The 25405-nt window shown below is 44.5% G+C and carries 20 protein-coding genes; 1 reads left to right on the top strand and 19 read right to left on the bottom strand.

Annotated elements, in window-relative coordinates:
* Nucleotides 1–22: 22 nt before the first annotated feature.
* The 12 genes from ACPUYX_RS10405 to galU form a co-directional block, all read right to left on the bottom strand.
* Nucleotides 23–1252 carry a glycosyltransferase gene (locus tag ACPUYX_RS10405; protein ID WP_426379589.1) on the bottom strand — a complete coding sequence of 410 codons (1230 nt, stop codon included), beginning with the start codon at nt 1250–1252 and terminating at the stop codon, nt 23–25.
* Nucleotide 1253: 1 nt separating this feature from the next.
* Nucleotides 1254–2384, bottom strand: a complete 1131-nt coding sequence (locus ACPUYX_RS10400) for a glycosyltransferase family 4 protein (RefSeq protein WP_426379588.1) — start codon at nt 2382–2384, stop codon at nt 1254–1256.
* Complete coding sequence (locus ACPUYX_RS10395) at nt 2381–3715, bottom strand: O-antigen ligase family protein (protein ID WP_426379587.1); 1335 nt, start codon at nt 3713–3715, stop codon at nt 2381–2383. The genes ACPUYX_RS10400 and ACPUYX_RS10395 overlap by 4 nt, the downstream gene beginning before the upstream one ends.
* 56 nt (nt 3716–3771) lie before the next feature.
* On the bottom strand, nt 3772–4632 hold the full coding sequence (locus ACPUYX_RS10390; RefSeq protein ID WP_426379586.1) for an N-acetyltransferase: 861 nt from the start codon (nt 4630–4632) through the stop codon (nt 3772–3774).
* Between the two features lie 16 nt (nt 4633–4648).
* Entirely contained in the window at nt 4649–5695 is a 1047-nt protein-coding gene (locus tag ACPUYX_RS10385) for a Gfo/Idh/MocA family protein (RefSeq protein ID WP_426379585.1), read from the bottom strand.
* Between the two features lie 383 nt (nt 5696–6078).
* Nucleotides 6079–7434, bottom strand: coding sequence for a nucleotide sugar dehydrogenase (locus ACPUYX_RS10380; protein ID WP_426379584.1), 1356 nt, complete (start codon nt 7432–7434; stop codon nt 6079–6081).
* Nucleotides 7435–7451: 17 nt separating this feature from the next.
* Nucleotides 7452–9323 (bottom strand): polysaccharide biosynthesis protein, encoded by a 1872-nt coding sequence (locus ACPUYX_RS10375; RefSeq protein WP_426379583.1) that lies wholly within the window; start codon nt 9321–9323, stop codon nt 7452–7454.
* Nucleotides 9324–9540: 217 nt separating this feature from the next.
* Nucleotides 9541–10659, bottom strand: coding sequence for an acyltransferase (locus ACPUYX_RS10370; RefSeq protein WP_426379582.1), 1119 nt, complete (start codon nt 10657–10659; stop codon nt 9541–9543).
* Nucleotides 10660–10775: 116 nt separating this feature from the next.
* Nucleotides 10776–11840 (bottom strand): acyltransferase family protein, encoded by a 1065-nt coding sequence (locus ACPUYX_RS10365; RefSeq protein ID WP_426379581.1) that lies wholly within the window; start codon nt 11838–11840, stop codon nt 10776–10778.
* Between the two features lie 238 nt (nt 11841–12078).
* Nucleotides 12079–12819, bottom strand: a complete 741-nt coding sequence (locus ACPUYX_RS10360; protein ID WP_426379580.1) for a hypothetical protein — start codon at nt 12817–12819, stop codon at nt 12079–12081.
* A 474-nt stretch (nt 12820–13293) separates the two neighbouring features.
* A complete protein-coding gene (locus ACPUYX_RS10355) occupies nt 13294–14094 on the bottom strand; it encodes a hypothetical protein (RefSeq protein ID WP_426379579.1) in 801 nt (266 codons plus the stop codon).
* A 195-nt stretch (nt 14095–14289) separates the two neighbouring features.
* Nucleotides 14290–15177, bottom strand: a complete 888-nt coding sequence (gene galU / locus ACPUYX_RS10350) for a UTP--glucose-1-phosphate uridylyltransferase GalU (protein WP_426379578.1) — start codon at nt 15175–15177, stop codon at nt 14290–14292.
* A gap of 172 nt (nt 15178–15349) precedes the next feature.
* Here galU and ACPUYX_RS10345 point away from each other — a divergent pair, with 172 nt between their 5' ends.
* On the top strand, nt 15350–15790 hold the full coding sequence (locus ACPUYX_RS10345) for a putative ABC transporter permease (RefSeq protein ID WP_426379577.1): 441 nt from the start codon (nt 15350–15352) through the stop codon (nt 15788–15790).
* Between the two features lie 212 nt (nt 15791–16002).
* Here ACPUYX_RS10345 and clpP read toward each other — a convergent pair whose 3' ends face one another.
* From clpP to ACPUYX_RS10310, 7 genes are all read right to left on the bottom strand, one after another.
* A complete protein-coding gene (gene clpP, locus ACPUYX_RS10340; protein ID WP_426379576.1) occupies nt 16003–16626 on the bottom strand; it encodes an ATP-dependent Clp endopeptidase proteolytic subunit ClpP in 624 nt (207 codons plus the stop codon).
* An 83-nt stretch (nt 16627–16709) separates the two neighbouring features.
* Nucleotides 16710–18809, bottom strand: a complete 2100-nt coding sequence (locus ACPUYX_RS10335) for a PAS domain S-box protein (protein WP_426379575.1) — start codon at nt 18807–18809, stop codon at nt 16710–16712.
* A gap of 385 nt (nt 18810–19194) precedes the next feature.
* On the bottom strand, nt 19195–19533 hold the full coding sequence (locus tag ACPUYX_RS10330) for a P-II family nitrogen regulator (protein WP_426379574.1): 339 nt from the start codon (nt 19531–19533) through the stop codon (nt 19195–19197).
* Nucleotides 19534–19579: 46 nt separating this feature from the next.
* Entirely contained in the window at nt 19580–20809 is a 1230-nt protein-coding gene (locus ACPUYX_RS10325; protein WP_426379573.1) for an ammonium transporter, read from the bottom strand.
* A 686-nt stretch (nt 20810–21495) separates the two neighbouring features.
* Nucleotides 21496–22803, bottom strand: coding sequence for a DUF445 domain-containing protein (locus ACPUYX_RS10320; RefSeq protein ID WP_426379572.1), 1308 nt, complete (start codon nt 22801–22803; stop codon nt 21496–21498).
* Complete coding sequence (locus ACPUYX_RS10315; RefSeq protein WP_426379571.1) at nt 22800–24071, bottom strand: DUF445 family protein; 1272 nt, start codon at nt 24069–24071, stop codon at nt 22800–22802. The genes ACPUYX_RS10320 and ACPUYX_RS10315 overlap by 4 nt, the downstream gene beginning before the upstream one ends.
* Nucleotides 24072–24145: 74 nt before the next feature.
* Nucleotides 24146–25333: an MFS transporter gene (locus ACPUYX_RS10310; RefSeq protein ID WP_426379570.1), complete on the bottom strand. Its 1188-nt coding sequence runs from the start codon at nt 25331–25333 to the stop codon at nt 24146–24148.
* Between the last annotated feature and the right edge of the window lie 72 nt (nt 25334–25405).

Below are 25405 nucleotides of genomic sequence, written 5' to 3'. Positions count from 1 at the left end.
CACCTTTCTATTCAACCATTAATCAAAAACTTTCTCTGGCCTTTTCATAGACTGCGAGAGTTTTCTGAGCATTGGAGCGCCAGGTAAATTCACGAGTCACAAGCGCTCTCCCCCGAATTCCCATTTCCTTTCGCCGCTGAGGATCTCTGAAAAGCTCCTGCACTGCAGCAACAATCGCTTGAACATCCTTAGGGGGAACGGCTTTGCCCACGTCATTGTGATCTAAAATTTCGGCAATCCCCTCACCTTGAGTACCTATAATCGGCTTTCCATGAGCCATGGCTTCAAGATAAACGACTCCAAAGGCTTCTTTCCAGCTTGGTAATATGAAAACATCGCATCTGGCCATCTCACCCATAGCCTCAGAATGGGGCAGGCTCCCTAAGAAAACGACATGGTCTCTCAGGCCTAATTCCTCGGTGAGAGCCTCTAACTCCTGACGTTCCGACCCATCACCCGCAATCCGGTATTCTAAGTCAGGAAATTCCCGAATCAGCTCCGGCAGGGCCTGCAAGACCACAGCATGGCCTTTATCAGGGCGCAAGAAGCCGACACTTAAAAGGCAGCGGCGGTGGCCGATTTTAGTATCGCAATCTGAACCATACATTTCAGCATGCCTTTCCTTAGCGTCAGGACTTGGAACGACATCCTCCAGATCAACGCCATTGTAGATGACCTGATACTTTGCTAAATTATCTGCCCATGTTTCCAAACTGTACTGAGTTTTAAGCTTCTGACTGACCAGGATCACCTGGGAGGCCCCTTTGAGGGTCTTTTTCACACTGTCTGCGCAGACTCGGCTCCGCTGCAACGTATAGGCAAAGTCCTGGCCATGAATCGTAACGACAACAGGAAGATGGTACTTCTGTCCGAATTTTAAAGCGGCTGCTCCGTCGGGATGAGCCACGTGAGCATGAATCACGTCTACACCTTGCCTGATTTGTTCGGCAACTGCCTGCTGCAGCCCTAGGGCAAAGGTTTGCGGATAATACTCAAAAAACAAGGAACGAGGAAATTCCAGAACACGAGGATGAAAAACAGGAAATCCATCAGGTTCCTCCATGAAAGGAACTGCGGGATAACCTCCCCATTTTCCCCGTCCGGACATAAAAGCCGGCACCCATGGTACCGGAGCCACCACCCTTACCTCTGCGCCTGATTGAGTCAAGGCGGCAGCTTGTTGGCGGACAAAAATCCCTCCTAAAGGGGATACAGAATTCGGGTACATGTGAGACAAGATTAAAACACGCATCTTACAGCTTCCTCGCAGACAAAATTCTCTCATAAAGTCTGATCAGTTTGTTTTGTTCTTTCTCCCAGGTATACTCGCGCTGAAAGGCATCCCAGCCATTTTGGGCATAGGTTAAGGATTCTGCGGGATTTTCAATGAATGTACATATCGCTTGGGCCAGACTCTCCGGATCACCGGGTTTACAGAGCAGCCCACAGCGGTTTTTCTCAATAATCTCTTCAATATAGCCGAAACGCGAGCCTGCTACAGGCAGTCCGGCGGCCATGTATTCCAAGAGCTTGACAGGAATTGCTTTCCGGTAATTTAAGGTGGGCAGCAAGGGAACCAAGGCTATGGAACTCTGAGCCAGGATTCCCGGGACCTGCTCGTAAGGCACCTTGCCCCGCAGGTGAACGTTTCCCCGCTCTAACCAGGGATTAAGATCAGAAAAGTCCGGCCCCAGATCTTCAGTTTCTGCCGGCCCCACTAATTCGCAGACGGCTTCGGGATGCTTTTCACGGACTAAAGGCATCGCCCTTAATATAATCTCCAAGCCTCTTTCCCGATTGATTCCGCCGAGATATAAGATGACCGGTGGTTTACTGCCTTCCGGCCGGGAAAATTGGAATTGCCGTTGCAGCGGATAATTATGCAGGATCTCTCCCTCGGGGTTTTCCCGCTTAAAAAGCTCTGCCATATGATTGTTCACCGTAATAATACCGGCAAACGAACGTGCCGCCCGTTTTTCAACCCGATCCACAGTTTTAGCCACAAATTTACGCAGGGGTTTCGGCAGCCAATAACGTGTGAGAAGACTGTCGCCGTAATATTCATGAACATCATAAATGACCGGCTTCCGATGTTTCCGGCTCAGCCGCAAGCCTACGGGAATCAAATCCGGATCATGGAAGTGATAGATATCCGCCTTTTCCCGCAGCGCCGTTTGGTATAAAGATCTCAACCGCCAAATTCGGTCTGACCTGGAGGATAAGGGCGGCACGGCCTGAATCCTAATCCCGTCCTTAACCATTGAGGTGGTATAAGGTGCAGCAATGACCACTTCGTAACCTGCCTCAGCTAAGCTGCGGGCTTCCTTATGAAAAATTCGCTCATCAAAAGGAGAATGGGCCGTGGTTAATATGCAGACTTTCAATCGTTTTCCCCTTCTATCCTATAAATCAAACCCATAAATAAGGCAAAAAAAGTCATTAATTGAAGATTGTAAAATATCCCGGCAGTAATATTGTAAATAAAGATTGCTCCTGTCGCAGCCACGTAAGCGATGCTGAGCAGCGTTTTTGTTTCTCTTAAGCCTTGATCAGAATTTGAGAAATCAAAACGTCTGGCCTTTCCAAAAGCGGCTTTGAGAGGACGGAGAAAAAGCCAAAGATACATGGCTAAGCCAATCACACCATAGCGCCGGGTAATTAACGCATACTCATCATCAACCAGCGTCGTCATAGTCGTTTTAGCTGTACCCCAGCCTAAAATGGGCGATTCCTTAATATACCCAAAGGCATTCCCTGCTCGCAGAAGATGGCCCTGAGCTGAAGTGCTGGTGTCAAAATTCGTTGCTTCGTTAATTCGCGTCGTAAAACCGCGCGGGGAAGTAAAGAAGATGAGTAAGGTTAAAACGAACAATGCCCCTACCTTTATAAGCATGTCCTTTTTCCAGCGATGTTTAAACAAAGCCCAGAGGCTTAACAACGTGAGGACAAAGGCTGTTCCCAAAAGAGCGGTGCGGGAAATTGTCATAAAGATCAGTTTGATGGTCAATCCGACGGCAACAAAAAGAAAAATTGTTTTCGAGCGTTCATTGTTGCGAAAATAAAAAAACGCAACAAAGATTGTCAACGTAATGACAGAGAAGATTCCCATAACATTAGGGTTATCAAAGGTCCCTAAAACCCGGGGAGGATTGGCGTTCACGAGATTGTCCAGATGTGACTGGGCAAAGAACGGCGTCAGCCAGGCATTGACATTGGCAATATTTAAGAACTGCCCCCAGGACAGAAGAATTATGAAGCCAAAACTCACAAGAAAGGTATTACGCAAAAGACTGAATTCCCCGTCCTGCAAATCCAGGGAAATGGCCAGAGTGGCAGCCAGATAGTATTTCGCCAGGGTAACTCCTTCCATGGCATCCCGCAGACCAAAAGGTGTCTTCAAAAAAATAAGGGCAAATATATTGGAGATGATCATCGCTCCCAATAAGAGCAAAAAAGCAGTGGTAATGGCCCTTATCCCTCGAGACTTCTCCTCGTGATAAGACAATCCGAGGTCATACTCTGAAGGTGTGCGGTGGATTAACCAAAGAATGATATTGAGGGCAAATACCCCAAATATCAAAACGTCATCCAGACGCAGACGGGGTAAACTGGAGCGGATTTCTATTGAGGGCAAGAGCATAGCGGATAACATGATTGCCAGAATAAGCAGCAATTTGTTTGAGTTCGTACGTGTAACTCCTGTGTTCCAGAACATCTTTTTCCTCCTTGTTGCCTAACCTTTTACTAAGGCTGCGACCCTATTGTTACTGTTTAGGGCAAGAGCTCCTCCTCTGGAACTTCTCGAATCTCTCTTGCCGGGAAACCTTTAACAACACGTTTGGCTGTGGTATCTTTCGTAACCAGGGCTCCTGCTGCCACAAAGGTTTCGGGAGCAACGTTCACTCCCGGCAAAAGGATGGACGCGCCGCCAATTCTGGCACCTTTTTGAATCGTCGCACCTTTTATCGATTTGAAACGCTTTTCCGTGCGTCCCATATAGTTATCATTGGTTGTCGTAACCATGGGAGCGATAAATACCCGTTCCTCAATTTCCATATAGGCTGTTATGTAGGAACCTGTCTGTATCTTGGTAAAAGAGCCGATCTTAGTATCATTTTCGACGACGACCCCGCTGCCAATCACGACATTTTGACCTACCGAACATCGCTCCCGGACTATTGCTCCGTCGCCGATAAACGCTTTGTCTGAGTAAGTTGTTCCTGCATAGAGAACTGCTGAACAGCCGATAGTATAACCATTGCCCATTTTAAGGGAGGGGAGATCTGCCTGGGTTTTAACCGTACTGGTCGCAGCGGCTTTGGGCAAACGTCCGATGGAAGAGCTGCTGCCAATAAAGCCTTCATCACCGAGCTGAGTCTGCTGATATATCGTAGTGTGGTCTCCAACCCGGGAACGAAGCCCCAGTTTTGCTCCCGGTCCAAGGGTCACGTAGTTTCCGAGTTCACTTCCAGCACCTACAATTGCCCCATCAGCGAGAACACAACCGACTCCCAGAACCACATTTTCGCCTAGTATAACATTTTCGCCAATCACACAAAACGGCCCAATCGCTGCGCTTGAGGGCACTACGGCACTCAGGGCAATCTGCCGCGGCACGTTGTTTTGAGACATAGACTTTTCTCCTTTTTCAGTTTTCTATGAGTGGAAACACAACGGGCTGTTTTGTTTCTTGGCATTTATAAATGGCTAGAATAATTTCCAGAGCTTTTCGCCCTTCCTCTCCGGGTATAGCCGGAACACGGTCTTCACGAATAGCGTGAATCATATCCAAGATAAGTTCCCTGTGTCCGAAGCCATAAACGGTAGGCGGGTCAACTTCCTGACTGGCAAAGATTTGTTTCTTCTCGTCTTCGCTTTCCGGGAATTCCCAAACTTCAATGCGGTTAACTGCAATTCCACCCACAATAACGGACCCCGTCTCTCCGAAAACATTGATGGTCTCTTCAATGTTCTTGGGATAAATGGTCGAAGCGGCTTCAATGATACCGATGGCACCGTTCTTAAACTTAATCACGGCTGCGCCCATGTCTTCCATTTCAATGTTACGCAAAAAGGTTGACGTATATCCAAAAACGGAATCTACAGGGCCGAACATCCACTGCAGTAAGTCGATGTTATGGATTGATTGATTCATAAGAACTCCGCCGTCTTGAAGCTTTGTTCCACGCCAGGGAGCCTGGAGGTAGTAATTGTCATTGCGGTTCCAGCGCACAGTAGCTTGTCCATGGGTCAATTTGCCGAAACGTCCATCTTCTAAAGCTTTACGCACAAGTTTGATCGAAGCATTGAAACGGTTTTGGTGAATAACCGCTAATTTAACGCCGGCTTTTTGGCAGGCAGCAATCAAAGCGTCAGCGGTCTTCAACGTCATGGCCATAGGTTTTTCCACCATGACATGTTTTCCAGCTTCAGCAGCGGCAATTCCGATTTCGGCATGCAAACCGCTGGGAGTGGCAATCGTCACAACGTCAATATCCTGTCTCTTAAGCATTTCCTGATAATCTGTATAAGGCTCTGCCCCATATTTATCCGCGAAGTTTTGGGCATGTTCAGGTACTATATCACACACAGCCACTAATTCTGCTTCAGGTAAGGCCACGATAGATTCTGCATGTTTAGGAGCAATTCTTCCGCAGCCAATAATAGCAAAGCGGATTTTCTTTTCTTCGCTCATCAATCCACATCTCTTTTCTTTAAAATTTATCTAACGGAACAACTTTTAGCGTATTTAGGCCAAACTTATACCTTGTTTCATCCTTCAGCGCGATAGCATTTGTTATGGGCTAGCGCTTTCGGCGAAAGTGTCCACAGGACACTTTCGTCACCGAAGACCCGATGTTCAGCTTTAGCTGAACAAATTCACTTCATCTAAACCTCTAACAAACCTCTAAATTCCAGACTATTGTTTGTCAGAATTGAGATCTTTATTTAATTTATAGGCTTCTGGTAAAAAATAACTATCACGATATACAGGTTTAAGGGGAATCATGAAGATTCCCCTTAAGCACGTATTTCAGTCAGGTTTCCGTTTCTCCACCGGTTTCTGGCACAGCAACCTTATATTTTGGCGATTTTGTCCCGATTCTCCTGGACTTCTTTTGTAGCATTGCGGGTATCCACGACCAGTTTCGCCTTTTCTGCCACCCGGGCATAATCCACCACGCTATGATCGGTTAAGATCAGAACTCCGTCGGCATCTGACAACACTTCATCTGTCAAAGGTACGCTCTCCAAGTGCACTGTACTTCCGCCATGGGGTTCAATCACCGGAATATAGGGATCATGGTAGGTGATATTAGCTCCCTGTTTGCGCAGCAGCTCCATGATCTTTAAAGCCGGAGATTCACGGACATCGTCAATATCCTTCTTATAGGCTACGCCTAAAACAAGAATTTTGGCATCTTTTAAGCTCTTATTTTCGCTATTGAGGGCTCTGACCAGCTTATTAACAACATAGTATGATACCTCGACGTTAATTTCCCCGGCCAATTCAATAAACCGCGTATGGAAATCGTACTCCCGAGCCTTCCAGGTAAGATAGAAAGGATCAATAGGAATACAGTGGCCGCCCACACCGGGGCCGGGATAAAAGGTTTGAATCCCAAAGGGTTTCGTTCCGGCAGCTTCTACCACTTCCCAAATATCAATCCCCATGCGGTCACAAAGCATCATCAGCTCGTTGACCATGGCAATGTTGACGGCCCGATAGGTATTCTCGAAGACCTTAGTCAGCTCAGCTGCTGCAGGGGAAGAGACGGGAACAACGTTCGTGATGGTTTGCATATAAAGCGCATAAGCAATCTCTAAGCAAATAGGAGTCATGCCCCCAACGACTTTAGAGGTGTTTTTCGTACTGAAGCGTTTATTGCCTGGGTCAACCCGTTCCGGCGAGAAGGCCAAGAAAAAGTCTTTTCCCACTTTAAGCCCTGACTTTTCCAAAAGAGGTAAAATGACTTCCTCGGTTGTACCGGGATAGGTGGTGCTTTCCAAAGTAATTAATTGTCCTGGACGAATGTATTGAGCAATCTTTTCTGAAGAAGAGGCGATGTAGGAAATATCCGGATCTCGTGTGATAGTTAAAGGTGTAGGAACACAAATGATCACGACATCACATTCAGCCAAACGGGAGAAATCCGTAGTGGCAGTTAATAAGCCTTTTCCCACCATATCTTTCAGATCCTGATCTTTAACATCACCGATGTAATTATCAGCAGCATTAACACGATCAACCCGAACAGAATTAATGTCAAAACCAATTACCGAGAAGCCGACCTTACTTTTTTCAACAGCCAGGGGGAGACCTACATATCCCAAACCCATGACCCCGATACGAGCTTCGTGTTTTAGAATCTTTTCTTTGAGGGCCTTGGCAATAACATCCTCACTAGTAATCACATTTTTTACGGTCACCATAATGACTCAATTCCTCCTTATTTGGCTACAGCGTTAGTGTTCTTCTTGCGAAAGGTCGGAATGACAGTCTGCAACAAGGAGATCACTTCATCACGTGTCAAAGAACTGCCCCGCTCGCGAACTATATGCGTAAGTTCTTCCAAAACACTCACATCAATAAAGCTTGGCTTTGCGACAAATATTCGACTGTGTTTCGTAGACGTGATGCCTTCCTCCGCTGTCAATAATTCCTCGTAGAGTTTTTCTCCCGGCCGAATCCCTGTGAATTGTATCTTAATATCGACATCAGGCTCAAAACCTGAAAGCCGAATCAAGTCTTTAGCTAAGTCTAAAATTTTAACCGGTTGTCCCATATCCAAAATAAAGATCTCTCCGCCCTGAGCCATAGCTCCGGCTTGGATCACTAACTGGGTCGCTTCCGGGATGGTCATAAAGTAACGGACCATTTCCGGGTGAGTTACGGTGACAGGGCCTCCTTTGGCAATTTGTTTCTTAAAGGTCGGAATAACACTGCCACTGCTTCCTAAAACATTGCCGAAACGTACCGCCACAAATTTCGTCTGCGACCTGCGGTCTAAATTCTGAATCATTAATTCAACGGTCCTCTTGGTTGCTCCCATAATACTGGTAGGGTTGACCGCCTTATCCGTAGATATGGAGACAAAGGTTTTAACTTTAAATTCATCGGCAGCTTCTGCCAAATTCTGAGTACCCAGTACATTATTTTTCAGGGCTTCTTCCGGATTCCGTTCCATTAGAGGGACATGCTTATGGGCTGCAGCATGAAAGACAACCCCCGGCTTATACCGGTTAAACACCAGGAATACCTTTTCCCGGTCTTTAATATCCAAAATTTCAGTAACGTAATCAATACCTGGCCGGTCAGAGCGAAGTTCCTGTTCAATATCAAAAATACTGTTTTCTCCATGCCCAATCAGCACCAGTTTGCCCGGATTAAACTTAGCAACCTGTCGGGAAATTTCCGACCCGATGGAACCTCCCGCACCGGTAATAAATACCGTCTCGCCGGAAACATAGCCTGCCACCTCTTCTAAATCCACGGAAACAGGATCACGGCCCAATAAATCTTCAACTTGAATCTGCCGAATGGGTTTGATATTAATATCTCCGCTGATGACGTCATATACACCCGGCATGATTTTCAAATCAACACCGGACTTTTCGCAAATTTGCACAATCTCGCGGACGGAGTCGCCTGAGGCTGAAGGCATAGCAATAATAACTTCATCAATATTATGACCTTTGACGACACGGGTAATATCTTTACGCGTTCCTAAAACAGGAATCCCCAGCAGTTGGAGCTTTTGTTTCTCGCGGTCGTCGTCGATAAAGCCGACCGGACGTCCATCGCGGTAGTTGCGGTTTTTCAATTCTCTGGCAGCTAAAACCCCAGCATCCCCTGCTCCTACGATAAGCACTTGTTTTTGGGAACCCGGAACGTGTCGGTCAAAGACATTCTCCTGCACTATTCGCCAAATGAAGCGCGAACCGCCAATTAAAATAACCATGACCAGCCAGAGCAAAATGGCAGCGGAGTTGGGCATTCTCAAGGGAAATCTTGCCAAAACAACACTATAGTAATAAACAACTGCGACTGTACCGCCTGTTCCAACGGTTACCGCAAAGATAATGGAAAGCAGCTCTCCGGTGCTGGCATATTGCCAAAGCCTGTTATACAGGCCAAATATGTAAAAAACAGCAATATACAAGATCGTAGCCGCTGCGGCTGTATGGTAATAGGTTTGATAGTATTCCGACGGAATATGCCCAAAGATCTCAAAACGCAAATAAAAACTGCTAAAGGCTGCTATGTTGATTAACAGAGCATCAATCAGCATAAGAATTAATGTACGTTTGCGAAATAACACTTAGTTCAGCCCCTTCTGATATACCTAAAGAAAACTCGACTGACGCAGGCGGCAGCCTTAGTTGCACTTACCCAGGAGGAAAGTATACAACGAAATTATACTTTCTGACAGTACAAAAAGCGATGAATCTTTATCGTTCTAAAGTTTACTACAACTTATATTCTTTTACAACTCAAACATCCCGTCATTCTACACCCTCTTAGTATTTTTTTCCGGCTTAATGCTTATCCACTTTTGGTTGACTGAAACCGATTAAGTAATAACTAAAAGGCAAATAGCTGATGATGCGAACTCCTGCATAACTTAATATTAAGGTTACGGTAAAGACAATTGGATAAAAAATCCACTGATTGGGGCCAATCTGATGGCTGTTTAGAATTTTAATCGTTGTTTGATTAAAAAAGAGATGAATGAGATAGATCCCAAAGGAATAATCCCCGAGTTTCGTCATGACCTTTGCCCAAAGATTCTTACCCAGAGCCAGACTGCCGGCCAGGTTCCATAAAAAAAGAAAGGTTACCAGTCTCAAAACCGGATAAACCAGCTCCGAACCCGTTGTGAAATAGGGCGGAATTTCATCATAGGTATGACCGGTGGTTAAACCTATGACAATAAAAAAACTGGCTCCAAAGGTTAAAATCAGGGACATCGTTCCCCAAATTGGCGTCAGACTCTTAGGGAACGTTCTTAATTGAGCGAAATGGTCAAAGGAATAAATTCCAATCGCGAAATAGAAGAGGTAAGCAATTCCATTAACCTTAATGACATTGGCATATGCGGTATGGGTCCCCACCATCCAAAGGACTTGAATAACGAGCGTTCCCGCGAGAAAGTATTCTGATTTACTGCGTGCTTTGCAAAAATCATATCCTTTGATAATCAAAGGATATGCAATATACAACTCAATAATAATGGCAAAAAACCACAAATGATAAGATGCATCGGAATGCCAAATGCTTTCAGCAATTCGCTTAAGATCAGCCGGCAGCGAACTGTTCTGCATTTCCTGCCAATGATTAAACGCCGTATATAAGACCGAGAAAATCACATATTGGGGGAGTATAGAACGTGCCCTTTTAACGTAAAACTTGCTTACAGCAAAATTCCGGCGATAATTTTTAGCTAAAACGAAACCGGAAATCGCAATAAATAAAGGAACGGCAAATTGCGAAAAAACATCCGTCCAGATACCTAAGAGAGCTAAGGTTTTATAAGGCTGAACTTTTGTAAAGTAGCCTGTCGTATGAATTGCTAAAACCGCTAAAATGCTGAATCCCCTAAGAACGTTAATTTCTGCGATTTTTTTCGTCTTGGCTTGAGCCCCTTGATTTTTCATGAATCTCTACGTTTCCTCTTTTAGTATAGTTACTCGTTTATCTGCTCTTATCGTTTCGGTACAGCAGGCAACTATATGCAAGGTTCAGCTCTAGCTGAACGAGTTAACTATTATAATTATACTGATTTGTTGGGAAGATTACAAAAATCCGTCAGGTTATGCTTATTCGCCTTATGAGTCTCACCCAGAGCAAAATAGCGTCCGTAAGGGGCATGCTGTATAACCTGATAAAAGAACAGGGGAACAATCGTCCCAATAACAAAAAAACGCAGAGGTGTAATGGCCAGGAAGCGGCGAGCAAAAGCAGCAGCACCGGGATGCAAATACATAATCACCATAGATGCTTCCCCAATATAGCTTAATCCCTGTTTCAAACCCTGAATGTGTTCAAGGAACATGCTCAATTGAACGAAAAGCAGGATAAACGCTGCCGGAAGCAGAAGATTTGTTCCAAAATAATAGTATTGGCGGTGTTTCATATCCAGGCCATAGTCCAGGATATGGTGAGCATATAAATAAATAAAGCCTAAAACTATGATCCAGGAAATCCCAAAAGCCATTCGCCGTATTTTCGGATCTTCCAGAAGCTTTCTTTGCCTCATAAAATGTCCGAAAGCATAAAACACAATGGCGTAGAGGCCGACATCTAAATTCCAAGGCACAAAACTGTTAGGCAGATACCGAGATTCGCCATAAGCCAACAAAAGGCACACTATGATTATCACTCCTCTCACCAAGGGTGAAGAAAGCTTACGGCAGAGACCATCATAAACAACCTGAACAACGAGCAAAACTGTAGGAAACCAAAAGGTGGCATAAATTCCTCCTAAAAGGCTGCCTCCCAGTAAAAGAGCCTCCCAATTCTGATGCCAAAATTCCAGCACCGAATAACCTCTCCAGACATTAAAGGCAAGAACGGGCACAGTCAAAAGGACAAGATAAAACACATAGGGGACTAAAAGGTGCTTTGCTTTGCGCCGGACATACTGAGTGCCTTTAGACATAGGTTTAAAGCTGTATAGATAGCCGCTGATCCAAAAAAATAAGGGCATATGAAACCAAAACATGTAGAAGGAAACTTTACTTCCCGCGTGTCCCCAGACAACCGTCAAAATTCCCAGGCCTTTTAAAATATCGGCCCATTCAAGATGTTTCGTTTCCTGGGTTAAGTCGGTTCCCACCTTTCCCTTCGGCCTCCCTTGTTCTTTTTTTAATTAACAGAATTGAAGATAGTTTATCATAGACTAACTGTTTCTGCACGTTAAAGAACGCCGGCCGTGAATTCATTCAGGTAAAGCCGGATAACACATTAGCAGTTATTACAAGGTTGGCTGTTGCTTACAATAGCAATGCTCCGCTTAGCAGCCAGCAGGTTTGTAAGTAAACCTAGCTGATGGAAGCGGAGCATCTTGCGTGGCGTTAATTACTGATGGAGCTCTCACCGGTAATCATCCAATGTGAATTCAGTTTCATCAGATTCACGCGAACATGTACGTTCTGTTCATGTTCTTCCCCAACGGGAACACTCTCAGTGATGTTGTAATCCCTGGCAGTGTAGCGGTAGTCTACCCGCAAAGTTGCTGTATTGGCATCAGCACTTTCTACATCGACCCGATCAAAGTTAATGGAGGTAACGTCCAAACCTATGCCCTGAACCAGGAATTCCTCGGCATGCCGTGCATGTTTTTCAAATATCTCTCCGGAATAGGCCTTGGCAAGCTTTAAGCGGAAGGTGTCAATATCCACCGACTTCCAGGCATCAAAAAACGTCCCAATATCTTGTTTATAATCGGCTATTATTTGATTCTTTGAAGCCTCGGGGACGGAGGTCCCTTTTGCCTGTCCTTGGCTGACTCCGTTTTGAGCTGCTGTGTTAGCGCTTAAACTTGAGTCGCTCTGACCTGGAGCCGAAGAGTCTCCCGATGTTTGATCCGAAGTCGGGTTATTTACGGAGGTATCCGTCTCTGTATTGTTAGTTTGCGGGACTTGACTTGAATCAGCAACTGGAACCGAAACTGTATGAACATTTTCTTGCCCCCGCAGCTTGTTAATAAAGGAGGCAGCCGAACTGGAATTTGTAACCAAAGACATTCCAATTGTCCCTACCAAAACTCCCACACCTAACGTCAGCCCGCCTATTAGGTAATTCATTTTACGCATAAAGACCAAAATCTCCTTCAACTGGATTTTTACTAGTATCATGACCAGTGAATAAGAATTTTAGACATTTATGCGTCATTATTTAGTTAAATAAATCGCAAGGCCTGTCCACTCGGGCAGGCCTTGCGATTTATTCAATTGCTATGGGTAGTTTATCTTGCAACAACTTAATTAGTTTTCAACCTTGTCGAACAAGGTCACAGTCTACTGAATCAAGTTATTTATTCAGTTGTCTAAGGGTCAATGAAATTTCCTCTAAGATCATCCCTTTAGGCAGCGAAATTCTATTTTAAAATCAGGTTTTCCATGCGTCATCTCAACATGCTTTACCCTTATGTCTTTTAAAAAATAATCTATGCAAGATACCTATTGCCGTTTACACCATGGAAATAATTCTGCGCATTCCTTACCATTTTACTTGCTGCGACTAAGCTGCATACCCCTTCTGTTAATACTACTCAACAAAACCTCGAATTAGTTCCGTTTGGTTGCAAACGGCGTTGCCCCGTAGATTTTAGAATTTGTGTCATCGCGAAAGATATGACTATCCAAGTCATGAACTCCCTGATGGAATTGCTCAATGCGAGCCTTATCTTTCGCATCAAAGGCGTCAATCCCCGTATTTAGCAGAAGGTCGAAGTAGTTCGTGAACACTGCTGCTTTGCTTGCATTGGGCTCATTTTTAAGTTGCTTGTCCCAAAGAGTTTTGTGGAAGATGATGTACTTTTTGATATCCTGTTCGTTCATTTGAGGACCTGCTGCCGGTCCATACAGATAGCCATCCACGTATTGATGGATGTTCCACGCGGTGCCAAACGCTAACGTTTTGGCATCATTGCTTAAAGCGCTGTCTCCGAAATAAGCTGCAACCGATGGCGCCAAGTCGATTTGGGCCGTATCCGGTTCCTTATATTTATTTTTGGAACCTGTGTCGCCCTGAGCAGGCGTGTTAATCGTACTGGGAGCAATTACGGTTGGCGTGGCTTTACCGGGTGTTGCCGCACCGTCAGGCAACGACGTGCCAGCCCCAGATCCAGTTCCGGTTCCGGTTCCCGTCCCTGTACCTGAGCCTGTGCCACTGGCGGCCGTGTTGTTGCCAGGAGTATTGGTGTTGTCAACTACTGGGTTCTGAATAACTACTTGGTCTGATGCCGCGCTTTGTTGCCGAAATACTTTCCACACACTGGGTCCATAAACCCCGGCGGCAACAACAGCGCCTGCCAGAACCAGCGTTCCCGCAACAGTCGCTATCCGCTTCTTATCCATTGGCCTCATTGGTCTCTTCCCTCCTTATTTCTTTTTTCTTGGTACGTGAGTATTTTACCAATTATTGGGAGAGAAGCTTGTCACTTTTGCTGTATGACATGACCTATTTTCCGTCTCTAGAAGTATTGATTTGCTAACAGACGCTTTAGAGTAATACTTTTTCGCGAAAATGATTCAGCATTTATCATAAAAATTTGTTGATTTCTATTCATTGATACCAATATTTCGTACGAGATTTTGCAAATAACTCATTAGTTCTTCGGCAAGATCTTCTCGACGCAAGGCATATTCAATAGTAGCCTCTACAAAACCCAACTTATCACCCACATCATGCCGGCGTCCGTCAAATTCATAAGCCATAACTTCCTGAAAGCGTCCCAGTTCCTTAATTCCATCGGTAAGCTGTATCTCCCCGCCTTTGCCCGGCGGCAGGGCTTCTAAAAGATCAAATATCTCCGGATTTAAAATATAGCGTCCCATGATTGCCAAATGAGTCAGCGGGGCATCTTCCGGCTGCGGTTTTTCTACCAGATTTTTAGCCCGGTATAAGCGCTCAGCAAACTTCTCACCATCGACAATCCCATATTTAGAAATATCCTCTATAGGTACTTCCTGAACCCCGACCATGCTGGCACCATATCGTTCGTATTGGTTCATCATTTGTCGCAAGGCAGGTACTTCAGAAAAGATAATATCGTCCCCTAACAGGACGGCAAAGGGTTCCTGGCCGATAAATTTACGCGCACTATAGATTGCATGGCCTAAGCCCAAGGCTTCTTTTTGGCGAACGTAATAGATATCCGCCAGCCTCGCTATGTCCTGCACTAAATCCAGCAGCTCTTCCTTAGAGTTTTTTTCCAGATAGGTTTCGAGCTCCATGGAGCGGTCAAAATGGTCCTCAATAGCCCGTTTATTGCGGCCAGTTACGATAATAATATCTTCTATCCCGGAATTAATGGCTTCTTCTACAATATATTGAATCGTTGGTTTATCGACGATAGGCAACATCTCTTTCGGTTGGGCCTTCGTTGCCGGTAAAAATCGAGTACCCAGTCCTGCAGCGGGTATTACGGCTTTACGAATTTTACGCATAGTTGACTCTCCTTTTTTATAACACTTATTTCCATCCCTTATGTATATAATAAAACTCTCTTACACATTCGCCAATAAACCAAAAAGTTCCTTCCATATACCTAATAATTTAGTATAATCAGGAAAATGAGGAACTACAGGCCATGACTTCCAATAGATACTTATCAATCCTATGTATGGGCCGATTCTGATCAACCATACTAACCCCATGAAAACATTAAAACATTTCCTGATCTACGGCATAATCGGCCTCGTTCTTGAGGTCATCTATACAGGGATCGCCTCTTTTCTTAAAGGCGATTATAGTATGCAGGGATTTACCTTTTTGGTAATGCTCCCAATCTATGGGCTTGCTGTTTTTCTCGAACCACTGCATACCCAAATTCGTACTATCCCTTGGTGGATACGCGGTGCCTTTTATTTAACGCTTATTTGGCTTATTGAGTACAGCAGCGGTTTAATTCTCGCAATCGTTCTTGGGCACTGCCCCTGGCACTATACCGATTCTTTAAACATTAACGGACTTATCACCTTAAAAATGGCCCCTGAATGGTTCCTGGCCGGATTGGGCTTTGAGTATCTACATGATTATTTAGACAAAATTACTATTTAATTAATGTTTGGAATTTGCGGCCTAATAGCAGAAAAGGCTGGAACAAATCGGGGCATCGATTTTGTTACAGCCTTTAATTTTGTTTTTGTTATAGCCTTAATTATAGTCTTTAACTTATTAAGTCTATTATAGTCTTTAACATATATAGTCATAATATAGCTTTAACCTAGCTATAGCCGTCAGCTTGTATGACTAAACCTTAATATTAGCTATCAGCTATTTTCTTGTGTGTCTTTCTTCAAGTCGGCCTTCTCAACTACCTGATCCACTATACCATACTCTTTTGCTTCTTCAGCAGTCATATAATAATCCCGATCTGTGTCTTTTTCAACTTTTTCCAGTGGTTGGCCAGTTCTTTCGGACAAAATTTTGTTCATCTTCGTCTTAGTACGCAGCAATTGTTTAGCATGGATTTCGATTTCCGTAGCTTGCCCGGATAGACCATGTCCGCCGATCAAGGGCTGATGAATTAACACTTCTGCATTAGGAAGAACAGCGCGTTTACCTTTAGTTCCAGCAGCCAGCAGGAAAGCTCCCATACTGGCAGCCATCCCGATGCAGATCGTGCGCACGTCAGGGCGAATGTATTGCATGGTGTCGTAAATAGCCATTCCGGCCGTAATCGAACCACCTGGACTGTTGATGTATAGATTGATATCCTTTTCAGGATCTTCTGCTTCAAGGAAAAGCAATTGCGCTACAACAAGATTAGCGACATCGTCATCGATTGGGCCTCCAAGAAAAATGATTCTGTCTTTAAGGAGACGAGAGTAGATATCATAGGAGCGCTCTCCGCGATTGGTTTGCTCCACAACCATTGGAACGAGATAACCCATTTATAATTCCCCCTATTCACTGTATTAATAGTAGCATTTAACCTAATATATTCTGGCCGATTACGTTTATTTTATAACAAAGGTCAGTTAAGGTCAAATGATTTGAGCTTAAACTTTACTAAAAATGTTGTTCCCTGCGAATTTGTCTCCACGTCGATGCTGGCATCATGACGGGCAGCAATGCCATAACAAACTGCCAGACCTAAACCCGTCCCTTTTTCTTTTGTTGTCAGGAAAGGGGTACCCAAGCGGTCGATAATTTCAGGGCTAATACCTGTTCCCTCATCGCGGACCGATAAGATGACGGCCTTCTCATTATCCTTCATATAGGTTGAAATAAACAGACGACCGCCTTCTTTCATGGCTTCCAAACCATTGCGGGACAAATTAAGAACTAATTGCCGGATCTCTTTATCATTCAATAATAAATCCGGTACCTGTCCTTTTTCCAGGACTACCCTTTTGTCCTCGCGTATAGAGTCCACTTCCAGCAGAGGCATGATGCATTCTAAAATGTCGTTCAGGTTTCCCCGGGCAAACTCGGTGGCCTTCGTTCGGCTGATGGATAAAAACTCTGTAATAATCGAGTTGGCCCGATCAAGCTCACTGATCATAAGGGGGATATAATTTCGATAATGATCAGACGTTGGATTGGCTTCAAGGAGCTGCAAAAATCCTCTAACGGTTGTCATGGGATTTCTAACCTCATGGCCTATGCTCGCAGCCATTTCCCCGATTAAATTCATATGCTCCATTCTTGTCATTTCTTTTTCCAATATCTTTTGAGTCGTTATGTCACGAACGATTGTCGACATTCCAATAATCTCTCCCCTCTGATTCTTAATCGGGGAAACTGTCAGGTAGACATAAATTAGTTGTCCGTCTTTTCTTAAACGCTGGGTCTCGCTATCAGTTACTGAAACTCCATGCGAAACGTTTCCAAGAATGTCCTCAAGTTCCTGCATTCTGTCTTGAGGAATTAAACATTCCACTGGTTTGCCAATAATCTCCGCTTTTGTATAGCCATAAATTCTTTCTGCCCCTCGGTTCCAATCCATAACAATTCCTTCTAAGCTCAAACCGATAATTCCTTCATCCGTAGACTCTACGATGGATGCTAAGCGTAAAATACGCTCCTGAAAGGCTTGACGTTCCTTGAGTTCCTTCTTAAGGTGCTGATTGGTTATCCTGCTCTCAACAAAAAAGAGTATTAAACTAATAATCGCAGTCCCAACAATCCCTCGGGTAATAATTTCCTTACGTTTCTTCGAGGCATCCTCCAGAATCAAATCCATGGGAACATGAACTGATATTGACCAGGGAGTTGCCGTTCTGCCAATCGTTATAGGTTTATATATTTCATAAGAATCGTCATTCGTTGTACTAAAACGTTTTCCTTGTTTAATCGCCTCTTTGGCGCCGCTATCTTCAACCGTCGTGCCTATTTTAGAGGTATTACTGCTCGCCACAACCCGCCCCTCACTGGACAAAAGGCTTATATATCCTTTTTCTATGGGGCCGGCAGCAGTTATCGCCTTCTGAAACGTTTCAGAGGAAATGTCAATTCCGACAACTCCATCAAAGGTGCCTTCGACCATAATGGGCACAACCACCCTGGTTATTAAGGTGTTTTTACCCAGAACCGGATAACAACAAGGCTGAATCACTGTTTCTGTATTTGTTTTCTTAGGAATTAAATAATAATCTCCTGCTCCGGGAGTATCATAATTCGCGAGGGGTTCTAAATGAATATTGCCATTTAGTTTAGTATAATAAGGTATGAAACGGCCAGTTCCGTCATAACCCGGCTTGTTCTTATAGTCTGCATCCTTACCATCAAGGGCATTCGGTTCCCATAGTGTCCAGACTGCAGCAAACTGAGGGTTATCTTGCAGGACTTTAGCTAAAATCCTGCCCATTACCGCGCGGTCAGGATGACGAGTAAGCCTGACTTGCTCAAATGTATAGGAGAGTGTTCTCGCCGTATCCATGGCAAAATCCAGGTTAGCCTTAACATAGGTGCCATTTTTATCAGCGCTTTCTTCGGCCAGGTGGTAGGCCAAAGACTTTGTCATTTCACTCGTTTCTGTCGATAGAATAGAAGCAACAATCACAAAGGACATTAAGGTAATTATGCCAATTGATAGTAAAATTTTTGCTTTTAAGTCTATAGTTTTGTGCACGTATTTATTCTCCTGCTGCCTTAGGTCTAATTAATCCATAGTTAAAAAATTCTCTAAATATTTTAATAATCCTTTCTATAATTTAATTTTATATTCTACCGTTATAAAATCTATAGTTTTTTTACTTTTTTAAAAAGGATTAGGATAATTTCTATATATCAAGGTCCTCTATATTCCTGAATTTACAGATGTCACCATGATACTTCAAACTATTATTTAGTATATTAAGGATTTTAAGAATAACCTTCGGAAACCAGAGCAGGGATGGTGAACGATTATACGGACACAAGTATCCCCTTGCAGTTTACGACTAAAATAGAAAGGTTGGAATCTGACTTCTTTCATCAAATTCCAACCTCAAAGTATTTGCAAGAAAACATGTGAGTTATAGTGCGTTTTCTCCAACATTTCCTGTTCTGATGGTCAAGGCGTTTTCCACAGATGTGACAAAGATCTTCCCGTCTCCAATTTCTCCTGTCCTTGCTTCCTGGACAATCGCCTGGATCACTGCCTCGACATCCCCATCTTTAACTACAATCTCAATTTTTACTTTAGGGATAAGATGAATATTATATTCAACACCCCGATAGACCTGGGTATGCCCTTTTTGTTTGCCGCAGCCAATGACCTGCGTCACCGTTAAACCATTAACCCCGTGATTACTCAAGGCATCTTTAACAGCATCCAGCTTTCCTGGCCGAATGATGGCCTCAATCTTCTTCATCAAGGTCCCTCCTTGCTATAGTTGTTCAAAAGTGTATTCATCTAAATCAGATGAAGTCCGGATAAGCCTCTTCTCCATGGAGTGACAGATCTAAACCAACAGCCTCTTGATCTTCATCTACACGCAACGTCGTAAATAATCCAACAATTTTCAAAAGTATCCAAGAACCGATGACGGCAAAGGCCACCGTTGCTAAAACACTAAGGGCCTGAATTCCCAATTGTGAAGGGTTCCCGTACAATAGTCCATTGGCCCCGGCAGGGTTAATCGTTTTGGTAGCAAAGATGCCTGTTGCCAGCGCCCCCCAGGTTCCGCCAATTCCATGACAGCCAAATGCATCTAAAGCATCATCATATCCAAATTTCGCCTTCATGACACTAATGGTGAGATAACAAATAACTCCGCCGATAAAACCGATGAGAATTGACGAAAGAGGCGTTACAAATCCGGCTCCCGGTGTAATGGCAACCAAACCTGCCACGGCTCCGCTGGCTGCGCCGAGAACTGTTGATTTTCCGCGATGATAACGTTCTACTACAGCCCAGGCGATGGCAGCTGCGGCAGCAGCCGTATTGGTATTTACTAAGGCTATGCCGGCGAGGCCGTTAGCCCCCAAGGCACTCCCGGCGTTAAAACCGAACCAGCCAAACCACAAGAGTCCTGCTCCCAAAACGGTAAAGGGGATGTGGTGAGGCGCCATGGAGTCTTTGCCCAGTCCTTTTCGTTTTCCCAATACCAAAGCTACAATTAAACCTGAGTAACCGGAACTGATATGAACCACGTTTCCGCCTGCAAAATCTAATGCACCGAGTGTTCTTAAGAAACCGCCCACGCCCCAAACCCAATGAGCAAGGGGATCATAAATCAGAGTAGCCCATAACAGCGAGAAAATAATAAAGGCCGGGAAGCGCATTCGCTCTGCAAAGGAACCGCTAATGAGGGCTGGAGTAATCACAGCAAACATCATTTGGAAAGCCATAAAGACAATGGCGGGAATCGTTGCTGCGTAATCAGGATTAGGATCTGCCCCTACTCCGTTTAGACCTAACCAATTTAGACTGCCGATAATACCATGGAAATCCGGTCCAAAGGCTAAGGTATAGCCTATTAAAATCCACTGTAATGATATAAGTCCAATAATAATCCAACTATGCATGATCGTACTAAGGACGTTCTTTTTGCGAACCATGCCTCCGTAAAAGAATGCTAAACCGGGCGTCATTAACAGGACAAGCGCTGTTGACACTAGGACGAATGATGTATCTCCTGTATCCATTTGTTATTCCCCCTCGTTAGAAAATAAAATGACGCTTTGAGTTCACTCCGATTAAAGAGTTGACTCAAAGCGCCATTGCTTTGTTTCAGTTTCCATTGGTTCCAGGCTGTGCACACCTTATGTTTGGTATTCTAGCACGTAAAATGGGTTTTTGGCAATCCCCTGGTGGGTATGAATTTTGTATACCTGATGAGGCCAGATAGAAATTTCCTTTGATGGAACATTATATGGGGAATCCTCGGGTCGGGGAGCTTCGCCCACACCGCTCACTCAGCATTCCAAGGCTCGCCCACTCGGTTGCGTGGGAGCTATCTTCAGCGGATAAGTATTCTTTGGAGTTAGCCGCTTCGAGCGAAAATGTCCACTGGACACTTTCGTACCAGAACCTCAGGGTAATACCTGATGTGAACCACTGGCTTCGCTTCCCACGCAACCTTTGTGGGCCTTACCGCCTCTCCATGCAATGAGTTCCCTCATGTGGGCGAAGCTCCCTTCCTTTGAGGTCTATTTATCAGAGTGGCAAAGGAGGGGTATTGAAAAACGAACTTGAGTAGTTCGTAGATCTGCGTTCTTTTTATAATTCAAATGAGCTGCGGGCTCCTAAGAGTCCGCAACTTGCGAATAATTGACTGCGGCTGCAAATCCATATTCCGAAAAAATCAAGCACGAAACATTTCACAGGGCCTTTAATGGATGAGCTGAGCTACATGCACAATAAAGGGTCCAATATAAGGATCATAGATGTAATTTAAGAACAGAAACAAAAACATACCTACAACACTGCCGATCATTGAACCATTGATACGGATCCATTGGAGATCGTTTCCTGCCTTTTCTTCGACAAATTGATTCAAATCTTCATTTGAGTAACTTGTGAGTGTTTCCCTGACGATCATGCCAATTTCGTGATGTTCATTTTGGATAACCTGACACAAGATATCGATGACTAAGGAGTTAAGCCGGTCTTGGAGGGGATTATTGTTCTGAAAGTCGTTCCAGCCTTGTTGGATATAGGGAGCGATTACGTTGTTTAGGACTTCCGGGTCAGTGGAGGAAGCCGTTTCCAGGAAAATGCTCAGGATTTTGGTAAGGAGTTCCTGGAAGAACTCTTCTTGCAAAAGACCGTTCTTCCAGGATTCAACTTGTGCTCGGAAGTCTGTGTCTGCTGTTAAGGATTCCAGATTCTTGACGATAATTTCCTTTAGGGCCTTGCGCAGGGGATCTGCTGGGTCATTAAACTTGCGCAGGGTAAGCAGAAGTTCGATATGCAGGGCATCTGCTGCTTCTTCCATATTTAATCCGTCAGACATTTCCACAAAACCTAATAGAGTCCGAAAAATTGACCCGCCATTGCCTAGCTTCTCAGCTTTAATGGCCTCTAAATAATTAAGAATGAGCAGGCGAGTCTCTCCTTCTGAAGCTTTTTCCCAAAGCAGTTCCGCGAAATGGTCCAGGCCTTGATCTATATAGCCTTTAGCTAACGCCCAGCGGCTTAACTTCTCTACCTGCGGAGCCAAGGGCCAAGTCTGTGCTCTCTGCCGGAGAAACCCGGTTAGTTTTTCTGCCAGGACCGCGGGGTTCTGTTTTTCAGCCGTGTGCCGCAGAAAAAAAGCGGCTTTGTCCGTTAAATAGGCTGCCCCTCCCTGCCTTTCTACAAACTGGATAAGTGCGTCGAGGTAAGCTATTTCGGAGATCTTCCGACGAATTATATCCATGCGCAAGAGTTCTGTTTGGACCATTCCCGCTACAGCTTCAATGAGTTTCACGCGGTTGCGCGGGATGAGCTCAGTATGATACCCCCAGCCCAGCGGTTTTTTAAAAATGGCAGTGACCGCAAACCAATCAGCAATACCACCCACCAAGGCTGCCTCAAAAACGAAATTAAGAAGCTGCAAACCAACGCTAGCAGGGTTAATATATTTTAAGAAAACAGACCCTAGAAATCCTATAAAGACAAGGGCAAGTGTGATGTTGGCCTTCTTATGATAATTCATCGTAACACCATCCCCAGTACATAAATCAACATCCCAACCAGGCCGCCCACAAGAGATCCGTTAATCCGTATCATCTGCAAATCATTGCCCGCCTTCTCTTCGATGAGTGCAACCAGCTTATCATTTGTTAAGGGATAAAGGCCTTCGCGGACCGTTCGTCCGATAACATCATGATGATCTTCAATTTGTTTTTCCAGGAAACTTCGGATTTCTTGATTAAGAGTTTTCCTTAACTCCGGCTTATGCTTTATTGCTTCTAGATTTTGATCCCAGTCATCCTGCAGCTTCTTCAAGCCGCCTTCAATAACTTTAGGCACTAAATCAGAACTCGTTTCCCTGGCCGTCTCATCCTCTTCAGGTATCTTACTGTCGGTATATGTAAGAGCGGTTAAAACTTTAGCACAACGTTGATTGACCTTGTCCTGCATTTCCGGGTTCGTCTTCAGGTTTATAATGCCCTTCTGAACCAATTCCTTCAACCACCGCTCAACTGTTCCATCCTGCAAAGCGGTCTTCCCTTTATCTAAAATACCTTGGGCAAGAATTTCCGGTGAGGGCAAAAACTTGCCAACGAGTTTGCGCGTCGGATTATTGGCTCCATATCTTATTAAGGCCGCCTCTATCATGTTTGTTAGGGCTCTATTGACCGTGAGTTTAAGCAGCAGTTCTTTCATTGCCTTACAAAAAGCCTGCAATAAATGATCAATTTGACCCTGCTCAAGAGAAAATTCAAGAACGGCAATTACGGTTGCAGAAAGCTCCAACCTGCTGATGTTCTCTTGGCTGTTCAGATTCTCCCGCAGTAATCCTTGCAGAGATCGGGATAACCTGTGCGTGTCCAAAGAGCGACTAATTTCCTCAGTCAATTCACCCAGCAGTTGTTTTGCAGAGTCCTTAACCTGATCCTGTTGAAAGACCTTAAGCAAGTCCCCTGAAAAATCCCACATCCCTAGTTTTTGTTTCAAGACATCTTTCGTCAGTAATTCATGCTGAACCATATCTGCCAGAGCGTTGAATATCCGTTCACGATTCCTGGGGATAATTTCTGTACGCAGCAGTTTGCTATGCCTAATTCCCAAAGGCCGCCGAAATAAAGCAGTCACTGCAAACCAATCGGCAAGTCCTCCTATCATTCCCGCACTGCACCCGCTGGAGATAAGTCCGCCCAAAAAGCTTGTGGCATGAAAAGGATAACTCAACAAAAACCCTAAGGTAATTCCCCCTAGGGTAAGGTTAGCGCTTTGGGTATTATTTATTTTCTTAACCATAAAACCACCTACATTAAGCTCTTAAAATCTTCGGCTGAAGCAATAAAAACTTCTTCCCTAGTTTATTCTATTTTTTAATCTTGTACCAGAGGCTCAGAGACTTTGATGCTAATTTTACGACCCGCCAGTATTACAACAAGCACTAAAATGGCCGCCCCCGTCATATACGGTAGCCCCATGTATAAGGCAAAAAGAGCTCCCCCTGTCACGGGCCCGAGGATTCTTCCAAGACTGGCAAAGGATTGAAAGAGACCAAGAGAAGCTCCTTGTCCCCGATTGCTTTGTTTGGAGACAAGACTTGAACTAGTGGGAACCATTAAAGAATTGCCTACCATAAAGATAACCGTCGAGGCAACCAGAAAAACTATACTTTTATCATCTGCCGAGGCAATAATCAAGGACAAGCCGACAGCACATAAGAGTGCTCCTGTGTTGACGAGTTTAGCATCCCCAAACGTTTTGACTAATTTCCCGATAAGTCCCCCCTGAACAATCACAGCAAAGATTCCCATAATAGCAAAGGTTATCCCCATATCCGTAGGGCCGAAGCCTACTTTAGCTGCGGCTAATAAAGCAAAAGTACTCTCAAACATGGACATCGTAAAATTCAGGGTGAAATTAAAAGCGAAGAGAAAAAATAAGGGATCTTTGAGAACTTGAGGAGTAAGTCTGGCTCTCTTTCGACCTAAGCTTTTATTCATTTCCTTAAGCGATTCCGGCAAGAAAAACCAGGTAAAGGGAAGGAGTAATAGCGCCAATCCCCCTGCCACGAAAAAGGGCAAGGAGAAGCTATATTCTCCCAGGAACCCTCCTAAAGCAGGCCCAAAAATCATTCCCATCCCCATGGCTGCACCGATCATCCCCATTCCCTTGGCACGATCTGCTCCTTCGGTAATATCCGCTAAGTACGCCATAGCTGTGGGCAATGTAGCCGAGGAAACAATTCCCGCCAAAGCCCTGAGGACGATTAAGAGATAAAGATTATTGACCATGCCAAACATTAAAAAGGTCACGCCATAGCCAAGAAGTCCTATGAGTATAACGGGACGCCTTCCGATTCGATCCGAGAGCTTGCCCCAGACCGGCGCAAAAAAGAACTGCATAATTGAATATGCGGACATGAAAACCCCTAAGGCAAAGGCACCTCCGCCAAGTTTGCTGACTAAAAAGGGAAGGATCGGAACGACGATTCCGAACCCCACCATGACTAAGAATTGAATAATAAACAATATTGCCATAGGCCCAATATTTTTTTTGCTCATAAAAACTCCTACTTCTTCCTTTTCATTGTCTTAGCTATCCCCAAATCTGCCACTTTTTAAAAAATTGACAGA

The organism is Desulfosporosinus sp. SYSU MS00001 (assembly GCF_049943955.1).
Lineage (GTDB): Bacteria > Bacillota > Desulfitobacteriia > Desulfitobacteriales > Desulfitobacteriaceae > Desulfosporosinus.
The sequence above is the reverse complement of the archived record's forward strand: the minus strand, read 5'-3'. Positions and strand labels throughout refer to the sequence as shown.